This is a genomic window from Marinospirillum sp. (assembly GCF_035271045.1).
Classification (GTDB): Bacteria; Pseudomonadota; Gammaproteobacteria; order Pseudomonadales; family Halomonadaceae; genus Marinospirillum.
In genome coordinates this window covers 22,587-40,204 of the sequence record NZ_DATESC010000007.1, presented here as the reverse complement: position 1 = coordinate 40,204, position 17,618 = coordinate 22,587, and the positions used below count along the sequence as shown (strand labels likewise).

Sequence of the window (17,618 nt, the reverse complement as noted above, 5' to 3'; positions counted from 1 at the left end):
AGAGGTCATATTGACATGAACAGCGATACTCACTACACATTTGAATTGCCAAAACAAACCAATGACTCACTAACCTTTCAGGTTGTCAGCTTTAAGGGTTATGAAGCGTTAAGTCAGCCTTTTCATTTTACGTTTGAGCTATACAGTGAAAACTCAGACGTAGCAATTAGACAATTGCTGGGTAAAAAAGCTAGGTTTACTCTAAATGTATTAGGTAAGCGCCGCATTTTACATGGCATGGTTGCCTATTGCCGAATTTTGCATCCAATAGAAAACGGCTACCTTTATCAACTGCGTATGGTTCCTCGCCTTGCCAAGCTTGAAATGATTCAAACCAATGAAATTTATTTGGATCAAAACCTTGTAGATAGCCTGACGGATCTACTTGAAGAAGGCGAGTTCAGCGGCAAAGACTTTGACCTACAACAGCTAGGTGACTACCGAACTTGGGATTTTCGCTGCCAGTTTGGGGAAAGTCATCTAAACTTTTTACAACGCATTACCGAACGTGAAGGCATTTATTACCGCTTTGAGCAGCTTGATGACCAAGAAAAAATTATCTTCCATGATGCTTCTTCGCAACACCTTAAAGATCCACAAATAAACCTACGTTACCAACCAGAAACCGGCATGGTTGTGAAGCCAGAAGATGGGCTATTGTCACAATGGATTAGTCATGGCGAACCTTTGCCACGTTCTATCACCCTTAAAGACTACAACAGCAACACGCCTTCATCGTCCATTGAAGGGCAAGCAACCGTTGATGAACAAGGTTTTGGAAGCATTTACCGCTACTGTGACAATTTAATTGACTCTGATGAAGCCGAAAAAATTGCCACAGCACGGGCGCAAGAACTCATGATGAAAAGTGAGTTTTTTCATGGTGAAAGCCGCGACGCATCATTACAAACGGGTTTAGCTTTTAGTGTGGAAGGTCACTTTAGATCAACTGACAATGGCGATTTTTATCCTTTTGTTATCGAACATGAAGGGTTTAATGCTGCTTTTCAACGCTTTAAAAAAGACGGTATTTCACAAGCGCCCTATAAAAACAAGATTCAAGCTTTACGAACCAGTCTACAATTTCGACCCAGCGTCACCACCGAAAAACCCCGTTTTCATGGCGTATTAAATGCCATTATTGATGCCAGTTCCGATGAGAAGTATGCACCAATCGACGCTGAAGGACGTTACAAAGTTATTCTACCTTTTGACCGTGAGCGCACCGCTGGTGAAGGCAAAGCTTCGTGTTGGATTCCTATGATGCAACCTTCTGCAGGTACTGGCGGCGGTATGCATTTTCCACTATCCAAGGGTACTGAAGTATTATTAAGCTTTATTGGCGGCGACCCTGACCGACCCATTATTTCAGGCGCACTTCCTAACGCGGCTTACCCAAGTGTTGTAAAAGATGCTAATAAAACGCGTAGCCTATTACGCAGCGCCAGCGGCAACCGTATTGAACTAGAAGATGAAGAAGGTTCTAGCCGTTTAAAGCTTTTTTCGCCCACTAATAACACTTACCTACACTTAGGCGCACCTAACCATTCAGGCGATGGCTTTACCCTAACCAGTGATGGGCTTTATCGTTATGAAATACTGGGTGGTCAACAAACACTGGTATTTGCGCGTTCTCACAGCGTAGATGGTAAACCATTAGCCGACTTTACTGTTGAAAAGCACGGTGGTGAAGACAGCGATACGTTTGATGAACAGAAGCTTTTTTCCTTTCCAAAACTTGATAGCGGAAACTACAGCGACAGCGAATTAACCAGAGAAGAAGAACTTTCTGGCAAGTACCTTATCGCTCGCCGTGCGGGTCATCAATACAATTGGGAAGATGGCGATATTTATAACTTTGGCGGTGATGGCAGCGAATTTAACTTTGGTGGTGGTGATGAAACCCTCACCTTCTTTGTTGAACCTAGTGATGAACGCTATACAGCCATGCAGTGGGATGTGCCTGAAAAGCTAGAAGGAGCAAAAGACTGGGCGTTTGATGATGCAATGACAGGCGAAGATACCGCTTGGTCAGCAAACAGTCATTACGTTGAAAAACTCTGGGGCAACACCTTTAACTACCAAATGGGTAATAACTACTCTTGGGGTGATACTGCCGATTATGACTTTGGAAATGGTTATGCAGAAGCGCATATAAGAGATACCACTAAAATCAACCAAAAACTACCTCACGATAAGACTGATATTGGTGGCCCTTACCTTAAAAAAATTACAGGAAACAATATTACCTATTCTGAACCCGGTAATGTACTGATTGAAAAAACCTATGGCGATGTTTACGAATACCGTAATGGGAAAATACTGGAAGTACATGTAGGTGATGCTGAAGAGCACCATCACGGCACTTCATGGGGTTATAAACATGGCGATAGTTTTGAAGAATCTTATGGCCTAGCAAAAAGCATTCATCATGGTCGAACCGAAGACTTTTTTATGGGTGGCAGTGTTGAGCTTAACTTAGCGGGCTCTAAATCCATTAGCCTTGCAGCAGATAGCGAGGTATTTGCAGGGGTTAAATCTGAAATTTTTATTGGCTTAAAAAATGAAATGAGCTTATCGGCTAAGTTTGAATTAAATTTGGGTGCGTGTTTTACCATTGATACTGCTACCGAGCTTAATTCATCGGTTATGGATGTAGAGGCAAAAATTACCTCTATAGAAAGTAGAATAACAACTATAAATAGTGGAATAACAGATATTAAAACTGCTGCTACAGACCTTAGTTCCAAAGTAACCAGCATTTCAAATGATATTACAGAAATAAAAAATGGGGCAACAGCAATTGAAAATAAAGTTACCAGCATTGAATCCAATGTATTGAAGCTGATGAATTAACTATGCAGATAATTAAACCACTACAACTTAGCCCGCTAACTCGCTCTTTTACCTATCAGCGCCAACATTTTTTTGCAATTGGCAGTTTGCTAGGTTTTGACCTTACAACGGGCGAACCTGTGCTGGAGCAAAGCTTATGGGAAAAAGTGTCTGCCACACCAGAAGTTCAAATTTTAGATGCTGGTTTCCCCAAGCCTCAAGCAGAAGTTTTAGTTTACGGCTGTGCAGAAACACCTAAAGGCGAACCCCAAAAAGAATTATCTGCTAGCTTTACAGTCGGCGATATTAATAAACAACTGCACCTATTAGGTAAAGGTTACTGGCGTGGCTTGCCCGGCTTTAAACAACAAAAAGTTGAGCAAAGCTTTACGCGCATTCCGCTAAGTCGGGCGTTGGCTTTTGGCGGTGAAGGCTTTGCTGAAAACCCAGAAGGAGTGGGTTTTCAAGCCATAACTACTGAAGCTGGTGAGAGCCTCTACCCCATCACTCAAGTACAAGTATTAAATACACCAGCAGAATACCCCGGACAAGTTTTACCCCTAGCTTATACCGGTGCAATGGATTTTATGGCACCGCAAAAACAGCAGTATGCGGGTACTTATAATGCCGCTTATATGCAAAAAGCCATGCCCGGTTTACCCGATGATTTTGACTGGTTGTTCTGTCAAGATGCTTTGCCTGACCAGCGCTTTAAAGCCAGTAGCTTACCAAGCAATGCCCACTATCAACTACAAAATCTAAATGCAGATATGCCACGCATGGAAGGCACTTTACCACCTTGGCGAGCGGTAGCTTGGTTATTGCAGCAGCAAGGTGACGAGTTTAAACCCACAGCTCAACAGGTGCAGTTAAAAGCTGAAACCTTAGTTTTATTACCTAATCAGAATTTAGGGATTATGCTTTACCGTGGACAAATCAAGGTTAGCCGCGATGATGCCCGTGATATTAAAGCCTTGCTGCTTGCCCTAGAAGACCCCGCTGCACCCAAACCAGATGCGCATTATATTGACCAGTTACAAAAACGCTCCGATCAAGACAATGCTTGGCGTTATTTGTTAGATACCCAGCCTTTACTGCCTACACAAATCACTTGCGGCATGGCATTACTGATGGCGCAAAGTGGTGAGGTGCCTTCACTGGATTTACCCCAGATGGACAAGGCAAAGCACCTAACCGAGGAAATGCAGGCTAAAGCCATGCAGCAGATAGAAGAGGAACGCCAAGCCCTGCAACAGCAAGGGTTTGACTTGCCGCCAATGCCTGTGCCACCGCCGCCAGCTGAATGGCAAGCTAAGGTGGAAGCTTTGCAAGCTAAAATATTGCCGAAAAAAACCGATGGCAGCCCAGATTTAGCTAAAATTGATTTTGATGCTATGCAAGAAATTAAACCTTTGGTTGAATCCATTACTTTAAGTGAGAAAGCTAAAGCAGTAGATGCTGTTCTGCCAGAGTTAGAAGCGCTTTTATTAGACCCTCAGCTTGAATCTAAGCATTCATTAATTCAGAAAAAAATAGATGCGCTTAAAACCCCACCCCGACCATTTTGGCCTAGAGCAGAAGTTGAACTACCTATAGACCAACTTCGTGTTGAAATACTCAACCTAGAAAAAGAAATAGTAGAACTAGAAGCCAATTACGATCTTGGCGAACGAATGACAAGTATTAAAAAACAAATGCTATCCAGCATTGATAAACTAAACATTGTTCAAAAGCAGCTTGAAGAATCTATTACAAAAATTAAAGCCACCTACCGTATGGGGGCAGAGTGGCCTGAGCGTGGTTCACCGCTGCAAAGTGCCGAGCAACGCTTAAAATTACGCCAACAAGTTTTAGCTGCCATTGCACTTAAACAACCTTTGCCTACCGATGATTTATCTGACTTGGATTTATCTAACCAGATTTTGGATGGTGTGGATTTTAGTGAATGTTATATGGAAGGCATTAATCTTAGCGGCAGCAGCTTAAAAAGTGCCAAACTTACTGACGTAATTATAGTCTATGCCAACTTGCAACAAACAGATTTTTCCAATGCAGACCTAACCGGCGCTAATATCGGTGCATCAAAAATTGAAGGGTGTATTTTTAATAACGCCTTACTAACGCAAGTAAATTTCAATAAAGCGGTGCTGCTAGCCAATGATTTTACTCATGCACAATTGGATAAAACCCAATGGATGCAAGCCAGCATCCAAGGCTGTAACTTTACACAAAGCAGTATGCAGCAACTTAGTTTGATCGACCCTGTTTTTGAAGAATGTAACTTTACTGCTGCGAATCTTAGCCAGTGCAACCTAGTGAACCCCATTTTTATGGCTTGCCAGTTTGATCGCTTAAAAGCAGAAGGCAGTAATCTCATTAAAATGCAGGCAAAAGATGCGAGCTTTATTGCAGCACAATTAAGCAATACCCGTTTTTTAGGTGGCAGTCAGTTAGATGGTTGCAACTTTGCCGCAGCACAATTAAGCATGGCTTCTTTTCGTGAAGCTTCTTTAAAAAACAGTTGTTTTGATGCGGCCAATTTAGAACAAGCCGACTTAGAATTCGCCAACTTAACGGCTTCTAGTCTTAAAAAAGCCAAACTTTATCGCGCTAATATGGCCAACACTAACTTTACTCAAGCCAACCTTGAAGACGCTAATCTAATGGAAGGTGTGCTTTACCACGCTAAAGTTATGAACGCCAATTTACGCGGCGCTAACCTTTATGCTGCTAATTTGCTGTACATGGAATATGGCAATACCCAGTTCGATTTTGCTAATTTAGACCGTACCCTACTGCAGGATTGGCGACCATGATGGATAAACAAGCATTACAAGCTTGGATAAAAACCGGCGATACTTTTGTTTTAGAAAACCAACGCATAACAGGTGATTTAAGTGGCATCGACCTTTCGGGTGGCGTATTTCAACAGGTTGATTTTACGGGCGTTAATTTAGACAAAGCATTAATCAAAGAATGTAATTTTAACCAATGCATTTTTGATCAAGCCAGCTTTAAAGCCACACAATTTATTTATGCTAATTTTATAGAATGCAAAGGCGTTGCTATTCAAGCGCAACACAGCCAATGGCAAAATTCGTCGGTTATTAACAGTCAGTTTGAAAAAATAAATTTAACCAGCAGTCAGCACAAGGCAACGAGCTTTGTTGAAATGGATTTAAGTAGCAGTAACTGGCAGGCAGTGGTTGCTGAGCAAGTGAGTTTAGTTGATTCTAATCTAGCCTTCAGTCATTTAACCGCAGCACAATTTAAAAATCTTAGCTGCATCAAGAGCAATTTAAACGCCAGCCAATGGCATAAAAGCTTTGTCGACCAATGCAGCTTGGTTAACTGTCAACTCACCGGCGCTAACTTAACCGACTTGTCTGGTTTCAGGTTAAACCTGTTGGAATGTACATTCGATCAAGCCGTATTGCACAACACCTGCATTGAATTACCGTTTTTCCAAAAAATAGATTTATCTAAACGCGACTTCACCCAGTCAGGACTGATTAAACCGCAATTTCAAGAATGCGATCTTAGCTATTCTAACTTCAAAGGCATGGATCTTTCGCAAGCGGGCATGATGAAAGCCGTTGCGGTTGGTTGTAACTTTACCGGCGCAAAACTTAACCAAGCTAACTTAATAGAAGCGCAACTCAGTCAGTCAGTTTTTAATCACTGTGAAATGAATATGGCGCTGTTAATTAAAGCTAATTGTCAGCAGGCTTTATTTCATAAGGTGCAAGCAGAACAAGCGCAGTTTACTGAATGCAATGCCACGGATGCTATTTTTACTGCCAGCAACCTTACCTATGCTGATTTCAGCCATGCCCTTGTAACCAAAGCAGATTTTAGCGATACCCAACTTTATAGAACCAACCTACACGGCCTTCTTGACCCTAGCACACGTTGGCAGGGCGCTAATCGTGCCGATGCATTAGAAACTGATCCAGTGCGCCAAAAAGCAGAACAGCTAGCTAATAGATAATCTGCGTTAACGGTTTAGATTAACAACTTATTAGATTAATAATTGATAGGAAAACGGCTTATGTCATTATCGCCACAGCTTAATAATTCAAACAGCACCCAAGAAACGCTACCCACAGAAGGCTATGTTCAAGGTGGTAAAGAAGGTAGTTGGTTAGTAACAACCAACCAAGGTTTAATCCGTGCCAATCAAGCCTATTCTTGCTTAGTTCAACCCGTATTAGGCGACAAGGTGTTGCTACAAAATGTTGGTAAAACGACTTATTTGCTAGCCATTCTTGAGCGCCAGCAACCACTAGCCATGCAGATTAATGCAAAGCAAGGCTTAACCTTTGACTTAGGTGGCCAAGATTGTCAATGGAAAAACACAGGGCAATGGCAGCTTCAAGCAGAAACTACCAAAGTGCTTAGCCAACACGTTGAACTCACTACCCAAACAGGCAAGGTAAGTGGCAAACAGCTCACTCAACATTGGCAGCAGGTACGAAACCTAATTGAAGATTTTTGGCATTCAGGACAAACCCTTTGGCAGCAGGTACGCCAATCCATTAGCCGTGTTGACGAAGTTGAGCAAAAAGATTCTGGGCATCATATTCAACGGGTTAGAGGCAATATGACCCTGCACAGTGAACAGGCCAGCATTACCAGCAACAAAGATTTACGCATTGATGCTGAACGCATTCACATGGGTTAAGGAGTTTTTTATGGTTTTTGCAACAACGCAAATGGGTGGTTTAAATTTAGGTTTTCCTGATGTCTGTATTACACCCGTCGGGCCGATTCCTACGCCGATTCCCTATCCTAATATTGCGCTACCCATGACAGCAATTCCTTCGCAATTCAAAGTGTTAACCTTGGCGATGCCTAACCATAATATGATGACCATTACACCCATGAGTATTGGTGATAATGCAGGCGTACTGCTGAACCCAGCTTCAGGCATGGTTATGGGATCACAACGGCAGTTATTGGGGAGTTTTAAAACATTTATTGGCGGAATGCCTTCGAATAAAATGCTGGGCATGTCGGGGCAAAATGGCTTCACCCCAGGTGCACCAGGTGTGACTTTAGTGCCATCTCAAGTTAAGTTAATGCTTTTAACCTAAGCTTTTAAACTAAGCTTTTAAACTAGGCTTTTTAAACTAGCCGCTAGTCTTGTAATAAAGAGTAAAGGCGGCGGTTACTTTCTTTTAAGCGTTCAGACTGCATTAGTACTACAAAACGGTGGAAGGCTAAAGCCAATTTAGGATCGTTAGTTTCCATTTGCAATAAATTAGAATGTGTTAAAGCGAGTACTTGAGTTTTTCCTACGGCTTTAGCAGCAGCCGATCTTGGTTCATTCAGATATAAACCCATCTCGCCTAATAGAGTGCCTGGACGCATTTTTTTAAGACGAACCCAGCCACCTGCTTGTGCATCTTGTAAACCAACATCAACACTGCCAGAAGCAATAATATAAAGCACTCGCTGATGTTCACCCTGCCTAAGAATCCATGCACCATTAGCATAGGTTTCTTCGTTAAAGTAGGCGAGTAGCTTACCTATTTCATCTTCTTTAAGGGTTAAGCGGTGCTGTAACATGGCTTGAACGGGTGACTGTTGATCTAGGTGTAAGTCTTTTAGTAATTGATTTTCTAACAATTCCAATGCTTCTTCTAAACTAGCTGCTCTGCACAAACCACCTTCAGACGACAAATCACTAAACACTAAACCAGCAGCGTTCAGCCTTTGTTGAATAACCTGTTTAAGCCCTGTAATGTGAATAGTGATTTTTTGTGCATCACAAAACTGTTTTAAACGTAATAAACTATTGGCAGTCGAGGAATCTGCGTTGCTTACGCGTCCAAAATCTAATAATAACGCATCAATTGGACTTTGCTGCTCTTGCACATCACGTTTTATTTGCTCTGTTAGTGTATTAGCTGTACCAAAAAACAGAAAACCTCTTAGTTGGTAAACTCTAACGCTATCGGCTTGTTCTTCAAGCCACTGATTTTCTTGTGGTGTACGCTCAACACCACTACTTAAACCTGTCAGATTAGTATTTAAGTGAATAACTTGTAAGCGGCTGTATTCTCTAATAAACAATAAAACAGTTAACAATAATCCTAGTAACACACCACCTAAAAACCCTTGAAAAATAATAACAATAAAAATAACAGCAATAACAAATTGATCTGTTCGTGGAAAACGATCGCCCGAAGTAATTAACCATTGATTAATAAATTGCATACCTTGAAAAATTAGCAAACCTGCCACTAAAGGTAAAGGTAACCACTGTAATAAATACCCATGTACAAAAATAACAATCAACAGCATTAAAGCAATAAGAATACCCGTTAGGCGATAATTAGCTTTCATTTGCCAAGCCATACTGGTTTGACTTAACGATAAAGAAGCAACGCCACCTCCAGCCATCGCGGTTAACAAATTCATGCGGCCTGCCACTTTTAATTCGCGGTCTAAATTCATGTCTTTTTTAGCTAACAACTCAATTGAAGTTGCTTGTAATAACATGGACAAAACAGAAATAGCCGCTAAAGTTAGCAGCAAACTCCAAGGCAGGTATAACCACTCAGTTTGAGGAATGCCATTTTTAAACCACTGATAACTAGTAAGCGGTAAACGACCACTGGTTGTTAATTCAAAAAACCAGCTGCTTTTATTTTGTAAATAAGGTGCAATTAATACCATTAAACCACCACCCAAAAGCGTTGCCATCGGCAATAAATGAGCAGGTTTAATCCGTTGACGCAACAACCAAAGTATTAAAGCAAAACCCAATGCTATCCATAATGATGAATCTTGTAAATGATAAAGCGCTAAACTATTTAAACCTGTTAGTGCTAAACCACCTTTAATAAATAGCCAACCAATACCAGCCAAAAAACCCGCTAAAACAGGAATGGGAAGGTAACGAACAATACGGCTAAGTTTTAAATGGCCTAATAACAGCATAAAACCACCTGTTATGATGCCATTCAACAATAACAACAGCCAAAATTGATCGCTTGAAAAGTTAGCACCTTGCAACATATCTGCAAACATGGCAGCCGCACTGGGCAAAGGAATACCGATAAGACCTGCCATACTGCCTTTCCAAGCAACAAAAAGCGCAGAAATCATGGCGGTAAATAACATGGCAACCACCATGTCAGGTAATAAAGCAGCATGATCGACATGAACAATCATGGCTGCAAAGGAGAAAGCCAACACGGTGCTAATTAAGCACATTAATAATGCTGCAGGTAAAATCTGCAGCATTACACGTAAGTTGAGCATAATAGTCTCACTTTTATGAATTATTGTTATTTTTTAGAGACTCAAAACTGTATTTTACTCGCTGGCTTCAACTAATTTTGCTTCTAACTCACCCATTAACTGTGTAATGGATTGTGCTGATTTACCGGTTTCATCGGCAAGCTCTTTTACTTGATCGGCCACTACCGCAAAACCACGACCGGCTTCACCCGCACGCGCCGCTTCAATGCTAGCATTTAAACTTAACATTTTAAGCGTTTTTAGAACTTGTAAAATCTTTTGTGTTTGGTTAATAATTTGGTTGCTTGTGCCACCCACGTCATCCATTTTCTTATGGCGTTCGTCTTCTTCTACTTTGCGTTGACTAATATCAGCAACCACACCTTCAATAAAAGTAACGTCACCTTGATCGTTATAAACTGCACCGCCGTTTTCATTGACCCATTGAATAGAACCATCAGCACGCTTAATACGGTAGTCTACGCTCCAATTGGTTTTACTTTTTATTCCTTTTTCTATAGCAGCATCAAGACGGCTCGTATCATCTTGATGAATCAGTGACATATAAGAAAGACGGCTATTTTCTATCAAGTCTTTTTCTGAATAGCCGGTTACTTTTTTAACCATACCGGCTAAATTAACCATAGTGTAACTTTTGTCGTTACGACTACGGTAAAGAAAGCCATTCATACGCGTAGCAATACTTTCATAAATTCGGGCAGCATCCTCTGCTGTATTGTAGTCACTGCCCTGCTGATTATAATTTGAATTCATGTTAAAAAAGACCTTAAAAGTTAAATGAAAACTGTGAACAAATGTACACCGCTACTAGCGTAACAGCAACGTAATTCATAGATTTATGCTTGCAAATGTCGGCCGCCATTCAAGGGTAAAATACTCCCCGTCATATAGGGTTGATTAAGTAAAAAATCGACTGTTTGGACTAACACAATAAAACCTGGCACCAAACTTAAAGGCGATTTAGCTAATGCTTTTTTTTGATACACTTCATCATCACCTTCGTTAAAAGCTAACAGCGCAGGCGCAATTGCATTGACTTTAATGTGTGGTGAAAAACGGCTAGCAAAAGAAAGGGTTAAGTTTTGCAAAGCCGCTTTACTCGCCACATAAGCCGCGTGCTTATGTGAACCACGGCGCACTACATCATCAGTTAAATGAATAATATCAGTCATCTGCCCACTTTGCTCAGCCCCTGCTAATAACAAGCTTTCTAATTCAAGATTAAGCAAAAATGGCGCTTGCTGGTGAACTTGAAACATCTGCCTAAACACCGCAGCCGCCGCTTCTGAATCCTTTGTATCTGCCGCCCAGTCAGAAGCATTGTGAATAATCGCTCTTAAACTAACCGTTTGCTTTTTAACCGCAGCAATCAGTGCAAAAATACCTTCATCGCTAGAAAAATCAGCTTGAATGGCTACTGCACCCAGCGCCACCAATTCATCAACGCCTGCTTTATGACGACGGTAGCTAATAATCACTGGCTGCCCTTTAGTTAACCAATGTTTAGCTAAGTGAAAGCCGCTGCGCTGCGCTGCACCTGTGATTAAAATAGGTGCCAAGAAAACAGGCGCAATAAGCTGTGTCATGCTAATAATCTCTTGGCATATAAGCGTGCACATCGCTTAATAATGCACGCGGTGGCATTCCACGACTCATCAATAAATCTTCTACGGCATACACCATATTGGGTGAGCCACAAATAAAACCTTCAACGGTCGTTGCTGTATTGGTTTCATCATAATCATTAGCTAGCACATCCGTCACTCGCCCCACTTCACCCTGCCAACCTTCTGACACTTCTTCAACAATCGGTATCAAGGTAAAGTCTGCTAATTGATTCTGCCAAGCTTGAGCCAATTCTAAATCATAAAGCCCGTCTACATCTTTAGCAGCCCAGTAAAAGTTAATGGGTGACTGCCAGTTTTTTTCAATCAACGCTTCAATCAGTGATTTTATTTGTGCAAAACCAGTACCAGCCGCAATAAGTGTTAAAGGACGGTCTTTACCGTGCAACACACATTGTCCAGAAGCTAACCGAATCGTTAAATTAGCGCCTTCTTTAAGTTGGCTAAATAGCTGCTGCGAGTTTTCACGCGCTGGCAAACGTTGAATGTGTAGCTGTATTTGTTTTTGATCGGGTAAAGAAGCGATTGAAAAAGCCTGCCAATGCCCTTCTGATTGCTCATTTTTCATCACTTGAATTTCTAAATACTGACCGGGTAGAAAAAAAGCAGGGGTATCTAGCTGTAAAGTGACCCGATAAACATGATTAGTCAGTGCTTCTAACTGCTGTACTTTAGCAAAGGTATTTATCATTTATTAGCCCTTATCCTTGTGATCTAAACCTAGTTCATCCCAAATATCATCAATACGGGCTTTCACTTTATCAGTCATGGTAATGCAAGTGCCCCATTCACGGTTGGTTTCACCCGGCCACTTATTGGTCGCATCCAACCCCATTTTAGAACCCAAACCCGATACTGGCGAAGCAAAATCTAAATAATCAATCGGTGTATTTTCAATTAATACCGTATCGCGGGAAGGATCCATGCGTGTAGTAATCGCCCAGATCACATCTTTCCAATCACGGGCGTTAATATCATCATCCGTTACAATCACAAACTTGGTATACATAAACTGACGCAAAAAACTCCATACGCCCAACATGACGCGCTTAGCATGACCTGGGTATTGTTTTTTGATCGTAACTATTGCCATACGGTAAGAACAACCTTCTGGCGGCAAATAAAAATCGGTAATTTCTGGAAACTGTTTTTGCAGAATAGGCACAAATACTTCGTTTAGTGCCACACCTAAAATCGCTGGCTCATCGGGTGGGCGGCCAGTGTAGGTGGAATGGTAAATAGCATCTTTACGGCGGGTAATGCGTTCCACAGTAAAAACAGGAAATTCATCCACTTCATTGTAGTAACCCGTATGGTCACCAAAAGGGCCTTCTAGCGCCAACTCACCGGGTTCAATGTAGCCTTCCAAAATAATTTCAGCTGAAGCTGGCACACGCAAATCATAGCCAATGGATTTAACTAATTCTGTTTTTGTGCCACGCAATAAACCCGCAAAAGCATATTCAGACAAGGTATCTGGTACAGGCGTAACAGCACCTAAAATAGTCGCTGGGTCTGCACCCAAAGCCACACAAACAGGGAAGCGTTTACCTGGGTTTTCACGGCAGAATTTTTGATAATCTAAAGCGCCACCACGGTGCGCTAACCAACGCATAATCAGCTTATTTTTAGCCAGTAGCTGTTGACGATAAATACCTAAGTTTTCACGGCCATCTTTTTGACTTTGGGTAATCACTAAAGGCCAAGTTACTAAAGGCGCTGCATCACCTGGCCAACAATGCTGAATGGGTAGCTTATAAAGATCGACAGCATCACCTTCAATAATCACTTCTTGGCAAGGCGCTTTTTTTAGTACCTTGGGACTCATGGTTAAAACTTTCTTTAAAATCGGCAACTTTTCCCAAGCATCTTTCAAACCTTTAGGCGGATCTGGCTCTTTTAAATAAGCCAATAATTTGCCAATTTCACGCAAGGCTTCGGTCGATTCAGCACCCATACCTAAAGCAACCCGTTCAGTTGTACCAAACAAGTTAGCCAACACTGGCATAGTATGACCTTTGGGATTTTCAAACAAAATAGCAGGGCCACCCGCACGTAGCGTACGGTCAGCAATTTCGGTCATTTCCAGATAAGGGTCAACCTCTTGCTGAATCCGCTTCAATAAGCCTCGTGCTTCTAGTTGCTCGATAAAGTCGCGTAAATCCTTATAAATCATCGGGATTTGAAACCTCTAAATGTGCAAAAGGCAAGCCGTGGGGCTTGCCTTAAATAACAACTTAAATGGCTACTTACTTCAAAGCGATAAAGCTATTTACGCTTCATTGCCTCAAAAAACTCCATATTGGTTTTAGTGTCTTTTAAACGGTCCACCAAAAACTCTGTTGCTGCTACGTCTTCCATAGGATTAAGCAGCTTACGCAGAATCCACATACGCTGTAATTCTTCTTCTGTCGCTAACAAGTCTTCACGGCGCGTGCCCGAACGACGAATGTTAATCGCGGGATAGATGCGTTTTTCAGCTACTTTGCGGTCTAGGTGTACTTCCATATTACCCGTACCCTTAAACTCCTCAAAAATAACTTCGTCCATTTTAGAGCCAGTATCAACCAAAGCTGTGGCAATAATGGTTAAGCTACCGCCTTCTTCAATATTACGTGCAGCACCAAAGAAACGCTTAGGCTTTTCTAAAGCGTGTGCATCAACGCCACCCGTTAAAACCTTACCAGAGCTAGGCACAACCGTATTATAAGCACGTGCTAAACGGGTAATAGAATCTAATAAAATGATGACATCTAGCTTATGTTCAACCAAGCGCTTGGCTTTTTCAATAACCATCTCAGCCACTTGAACGTGACGTGCTGGCGGCTCATCAAAAGTAGAAGCAACCACTTCACCGCGTACAGTACGCTGCATTTCAGTTACTTCTTCTGGGCGCTCATCAATTAATAATACAATTAGATGACACTCAGGATTATTACGCTTAATGGAATTAGCAACGTTTTGCAGCATCAGTGTTTTACCCGCTTTAGGCGGAGAAACAATCAAGCCACGCTGACCTTTACCAATCGGCGAAACTAAATCAATAATACGGGCGGTTAGATCTTCACTCGAACCATTACCCACTTCCATTACCATACGCTCATCAGGAAAGAGCGGCGTTAGGTTTTCAAAAAGGATTTTGTGCTTAGCGTTGTCTGGGCGATCAAAGTTAATGGAATCAACTTTAAGCAGTGCAAAATAACGCTCACCGTCTTTAGGTGGACGAATTTTACCCGCAATACTATCGCCTTTGCGTAAATTAAAGCGGCGAATTTGGCTGGGTGAAACATAGATATCATCGGGCCCAGCTAAATAAGAAGAGTCTGCTGAGCGCAGAAAGCCGAAGCCATCCTGCAAGATTTCCAATACGCCATCACCGTAGATATCTTCACCACCTTTAGCGTGGCGTTTAAGAATTCCAAAGATGATGTCTTGTTTACGAGTACGTGCAACGTGTTCGATGCCCATCTCGTTGGCGATGTCCATTAGTTCGGTAACGGATTTCTGCTTGAGTTCGGTCAGATTCATGGGTTTTTTATAGGTGATCTTGCTTAGAAGGTAATGTCCGTGTAAAGCGGTATAATAAGTAATTTACCGAGCTTGCACACAAGATTAATAGATTGAACTAAATAAAAAATAGCTCATTCTGATTGATTGCTATTAGAGCATTAAGGGCAGGTCGATTTCCTGCAACACTCACTTGATTTAGGATGTTACTGGAATAAAACTAAAACGGTGCTGAATACAACTGTGCTGCACCAAACGCAATCTATCTTGCCTTAAGCTGATTCTGCACGCAACACTTTAATTACAATTTTTGCGTGCAGAAGCCATTTATAGCAATTATAAATTAGCGTCTATAAATGCTGATAACTGTGACTTAGACAGAGCGCCAACCTTACTAATGACTGATTCACCACCTTTAAACAACATTAAAGTAGGTATACCACGAATACCAAAACGCGCTGGTGTATCGGTATTTTCATCAATATTCAGCTTGCAAACCAATAAACGACCTTCGTATTCACTAGCAATTTCATCTAAAATTGGAGCAATCATTTTGCAAGGACCACACCATTCTGCCCAGTAGTCAACTAAAACAGGAAGCTCAGCTTTTAATACATCCTCTTCAAAGTTGGCATCACTGGTATTAAGAATATTAGCACTCATAGTCTGTTCTCCATTGGGAACTTAATCATCAAGTAATGTGATGCATCATATCACCCTCTTTGGCACACCTAAAGATGTAAGAATATAATCTTCGACTTTTTGGTGTTATCTTTGCTATAAAAGCCTAGGTTAACTCTTGTTTTACAGATAGTTTTATGGATAATCTTTTTATGAATAATGAGCCAGTAAACAACCTTGAACGCCTTTCTGAAGGTGATCTCGTCGCTTCTTTAGATTTAGGATCAAACAGTTTTCATTTATTATTAGCACGTAAAATAAAAGGTGAGTTAAGCATTATTAAGCGCATGGGTGAAAAAGTGCAGCTTGCCGCTGGCTTAAATGCCAATAACCGTTTAAGTGAAGAAGCACAGCAGCGCGGACTAGAATGCTTGAAGTTAATGGCACCTTTTTTACAAGGTTTAAATGAAAACCAAGTTACGTTAGTTGCCACCAACACCCTTAGAGCAGCGCACAATGCCAAAGAGTTTATTGATCGTGCTGAAGCTATCTTAGGATTTCCTATTGAAATTATTGCTGGACGAGAAGAGGCACGTTTAATTTATGTCGGCGTAGTGAACTCTAATCCTAAAATAATTGAACAACGTTTAGTGGTTGATATCGGTGGCGGTAGTACAGAGTTCATTATTGGTGAAGGTAATGAACCTAAATTATTAGAAAGCTTGCACATGGGTTGTGTGAGCTTTAATTCGCGTTACTTTATTAACAAAACTATTACTGCTGCAGACTTCAAAAAAGCCTATTTAGCAGCTTATGGTGAATTATTACACATTCAAAAATGTTTTCGTAAGGAAGGCTGGCAGCTTGCTCACGGCAGCTCTGGCACAATGAAAACGCTATCGTTAATTATTGGTAAAGGTCAATTTACTAACATTACTTTAGTTGGCTTAAAACAGATGTACGAAGAATTAATGGCAACCGGCAGTCCTGAGCAATGGCTAACGTATGGCGTTCGTCCAGAAAGAGTCAACATTGTACCCGCGGGTTTAGCCATTAGCTTGGCAATCTTTGAAGCTTTAGGTATTGAAAGCCTTGAATACTCAGAGGGTGCGCTGCGTGAAGGCGTACTTTATGAGCTATTAGGCAGTGGCACTGACGAAGACATCCGAGTGAGAACCGTTCGAGCCGTTACAGAACGCTTTCAAATTGATCCGTCACAAAGTCATTCGGTTACTAACGCAGCGTTGCATGCATTCGACCAAATTGCCAGCACTTGGGGATTAGCCAACGCACCTAAATGGCGTAACAAGCTAGAATGGGCAGCCATGTTGCACGAAATTGGTTTAAGCGTAGCACATACCCAATACCACAAGCATGGCGCTTATTTAATGCGTTATGCCGATTTAGCAGGTTTTACTCGCCCACAACAACAGATGTTATCAACCTTAATTCGTGCGCATCGTCGTAAATTTCCGCTAGCCGAATTTGACGCTTTTACACCCGAATACCAATTAAAACTCAAACGCCTAGCCCGTTTACTACGCTTAGCCGTTATTTTGCATCCTAGCCGTCCTGAAACACCTTTTTTAGATTTTCGTATTACGATAGATAACAGCCACGCTAAAGAAGCCATGCAAATTGTGTTTGCTGAAGGCTGGCTAGAAGAACAACCACTGTTAAAAAATGATTTAGAACAAGAAGCAGCTTGGCTGGCAGATGCAGGCTTTGAACTTAATTTCAGTTAGCCTGCAGCTGTTT

Annotated in this window: 13 protein-coding genes; 6 read left to right on the top strand and 7 right to left on the bottom strand. The window is 41.5% G+C overall.

Going from position 1 to position 17,618, the window contains the following annotated elements; translation table 11 throughout:
• The first annotated feature begins 15 nt into the window (after positions 1–15).
• The 5 genes from tssI to VJY63_RS02845 are packed head-to-tail and all read left to right on the top strand — an operon-like array spanning position 16 to position 7,931.
• Complete coding sequence (tssI, locus tag VJY63_RS02865) at positions 16–2,856, top strand: type VI secretion system Vgr family protein (protein ID WP_324048228.1); 2,841 nt, start codon at positions 16–18, stop codon at positions 2,854–2,856.
• A gap of 2 nt (positions 2,857–2,858) precedes the next feature.
• Positions 2,859–5,651 (top strand): DUF2169 domain-containing protein, encoded by a 2,793-nt coding sequence (locus VJY63_RS02860; protein ID WP_324048227.1) that lies wholly within the window; start codon positions 2,859–2,861, stop codon positions 5,649–5,651.
• Positions 5,648–6,826, top strand: a complete 1,179-nt coding sequence (locus VJY63_RS02855) for a pentapeptide repeat-containing protein (protein WP_324048226.1) — start codon at positions 5,648–5,650, stop codon at positions 6,824–6,826. Before VJY63_RS02860 ends, VJY63_RS02855 begins: the two co-directional genes overlap by 4 nt.
• Before the next feature lie 60 nt (positions 6,827–6,886).
• Positions 6,887–7,519 carry a DUF3540 domain-containing protein gene (locus VJY63_RS02850; protein ID WP_324048225.1) on the top strand — a complete coding sequence of 211 codons (633 nt, stop codon included), beginning with the start codon at positions 6,887–6,889 and terminating at the stop codon, positions 7,517–7,519.
• A gap of 10 nt (positions 7,520–7,529) precedes the next feature.
• Positions 7,530–7,931, top strand: a complete 402-nt coding sequence (locus VJY63_RS02845; RefSeq protein WP_324048224.1) for a DUF4150 domain-containing protein — start codon at positions 7,530–7,532, stop codon at positions 7,929–7,931.
• Positions 7,932–7,974: 43 nt separating this feature from the next.
• Here VJY63_RS02845 and VJY63_RS02840 read toward each other — a convergent pair whose 3' ends face one another.
• From VJY63_RS02840 to trxA, 7 genes are all read right to left on the bottom strand, one after another.
• Complete coding sequence (locus VJY63_RS02840) at positions 7,975–10,107, bottom strand: SulP family inorganic anion transporter (protein WP_324048223.1); 2,133 nt, start codon at positions 10,105–10,107, stop codon at positions 7,975–7,977.
• Between the two features lie 54 nt (positions 10,108–10,161).
• Positions 10,162–10,860, bottom strand: a complete 699-nt coding sequence (locus VJY63_RS02835) for a methyl-accepting chemotaxis protein (RefSeq protein WP_324048222.1) — start codon at positions 10,858–10,860, stop codon at positions 10,162–10,164.
• Positions 10,861–10,943: 83 nt separating this feature from the next.
• Positions 10,944–11,693 carry a dihydromonapterin reductase gene (folM, locus tag VJY63_RS02830; protein ID WP_324048221.1) on the bottom strand — a complete coding sequence of 250 codons (750 nt, stop codon included), beginning with the start codon at positions 11,691–11,693 and terminating at the stop codon, positions 10,944–10,946.
• A gap of 1 nt (position 11,694) precedes the next feature.
• Positions 11,695–12,423, bottom strand: coding sequence for a hypothetical protein (locus tag VJY63_RS02825; protein ID WP_324048220.1), 729 nt, complete (start codon positions 12,421–12,423; stop codon positions 11,695–11,697).
• Positions 12,424–12,426: 3 nt separating this feature from the next.
• A complete protein-coding gene (gene ubiD / locus VJY63_RS02820; RefSeq protein WP_324048219.1) occupies positions 12,427–13,908 on the bottom strand; it encodes a 4-hydroxy-3-polyprenylbenzoate decarboxylase in 1,482 nt (493 codons plus the stop codon).
• A gap of 92 nt (positions 13,909–14,000) precedes the next feature.
• Positions 14,001–15,260 (bottom strand): transcription termination factor Rho, encoded by a 1,260-nt coding sequence (gene rho / locus VJY63_RS02815; protein WP_324048218.1) that lies wholly within the window; start codon positions 15,258–15,260, stop codon positions 14,001–14,003.
• A gap of 315 nt (positions 15,261–15,575) precedes the next feature.
• Complete coding sequence (gene trxA / locus VJY63_RS02810) at positions 15,576–15,902, bottom strand: thioredoxin TrxA (RefSeq protein ID WP_324048217.1); 327 nt, start codon at positions 15,900–15,902, stop codon at positions 15,576–15,578.
• 170 nt (positions 15,903–16,072) lie between these two features.
• On the opposite strand from trxA, the gene VJY63_RS02805 reads away from it, so the two are divergent.
• Complete coding sequence (locus tag VJY63_RS02805; RefSeq protein WP_324048216.1) at positions 16,073–17,605, top strand: exopolyphosphatase; 1,533 nt, start codon at positions 16,073–16,075, stop codon at positions 17,603–17,605.
• The last annotated feature ends 13 nt before the right edge of the window (positions 17,606–17,618 follow it).

What these genes read in the sequence shown, in the direction of transcription:
- VJY63_RS02825 (WP_324048220.1), bottom strand. Translation starts at nt 12,423, where the DNA reads ATGATAAATACCTTTGCTAAAGTACAGCAGTTAGAAGCACTGACTAAT.
- VJY63_RS02850 (WP_324048225.1), top strand. Translation starts at nt 6,887, where the DNA reads ATGTCATTATCGCCACAGCTTAATAATTCAAACAGCACCCAAGAAACG.
- ubiD (WP_324048219.1), bottom strand. Translation starts at nt 13,908, where the DNA reads ATGATTTATAAGGATTTACGCGACTTTATCGAGCAACTAGAAGCACGA.
- VJY63_RS02855 (WP_324048226.1), top strand. Translation starts at nt 5,648, where the DNA reads ATGATGGATAAACAAGCATTACAAGCTTGGATAAAAACCGGCGATACT.
- trxA (WP_324048217.1), bottom strand. Translation starts at nt 15,902, where the DNA reads ATGAGTGCTAATATTCTTAATACCAGTGATGCCAACTTTGAAGAGGAT.
- VJY63_RS02840 (WP_324048223.1), bottom strand. Translation starts at nt 10,107, where the DNA reads ATGCTCAACTTACGTGTAATGCTGCAGATTTTACCTGCAGCATTATTA.
- VJY63_RS02835 (WP_324048222.1), bottom strand. Translation starts at nt 10,860, where the DNA reads ATGAATTCAAATTATAATCAGCAGGGCAGTGACTACAATACAGCAGAG.
- VJY63_RS02860 (WP_324048227.1), top strand. Translation starts at nt 2,859, where the DNA reads ATGCAGATAATTAAACCACTACAACTTAGCCCGCTAACTCGCTCTTTT.
- rho (WP_324048218.1), bottom strand. Translation starts at nt 15,260, where the DNA reads ATGAATCTGACCGAACTCAAGCAGAAATCCGTTACCGAACTAATGGAC.
- VJY63_RS02805 (WP_324048216.1), top strand. Translation starts at nt 16,073, where the DNA reads ATGAATAATGAGCCAGTAAACAACCTTGAACGCCTTTCTGAAGGTGAT.
- VJY63_RS02845 (WP_324048224.1), top strand. Translation starts at nt 7,530, where the DNA reads ATGGTTTTTGCAACAACGCAAATGGGTGGTTTAAATTTAGGTTTTCCT.
- tssI (WP_324048228.1), top strand. Translation starts at nt 16, where the DNA reads ATGAACAGCGATACTCACTACACATTTGAATTGCCAAAACAAACCAAT.
- folM (WP_324048221.1), bottom strand. Translation starts at nt 11,693, where the DNA reads ATGACACAGCTTATTGCGCCTGTTTTCTTGGCACCTATTTTAATCACA.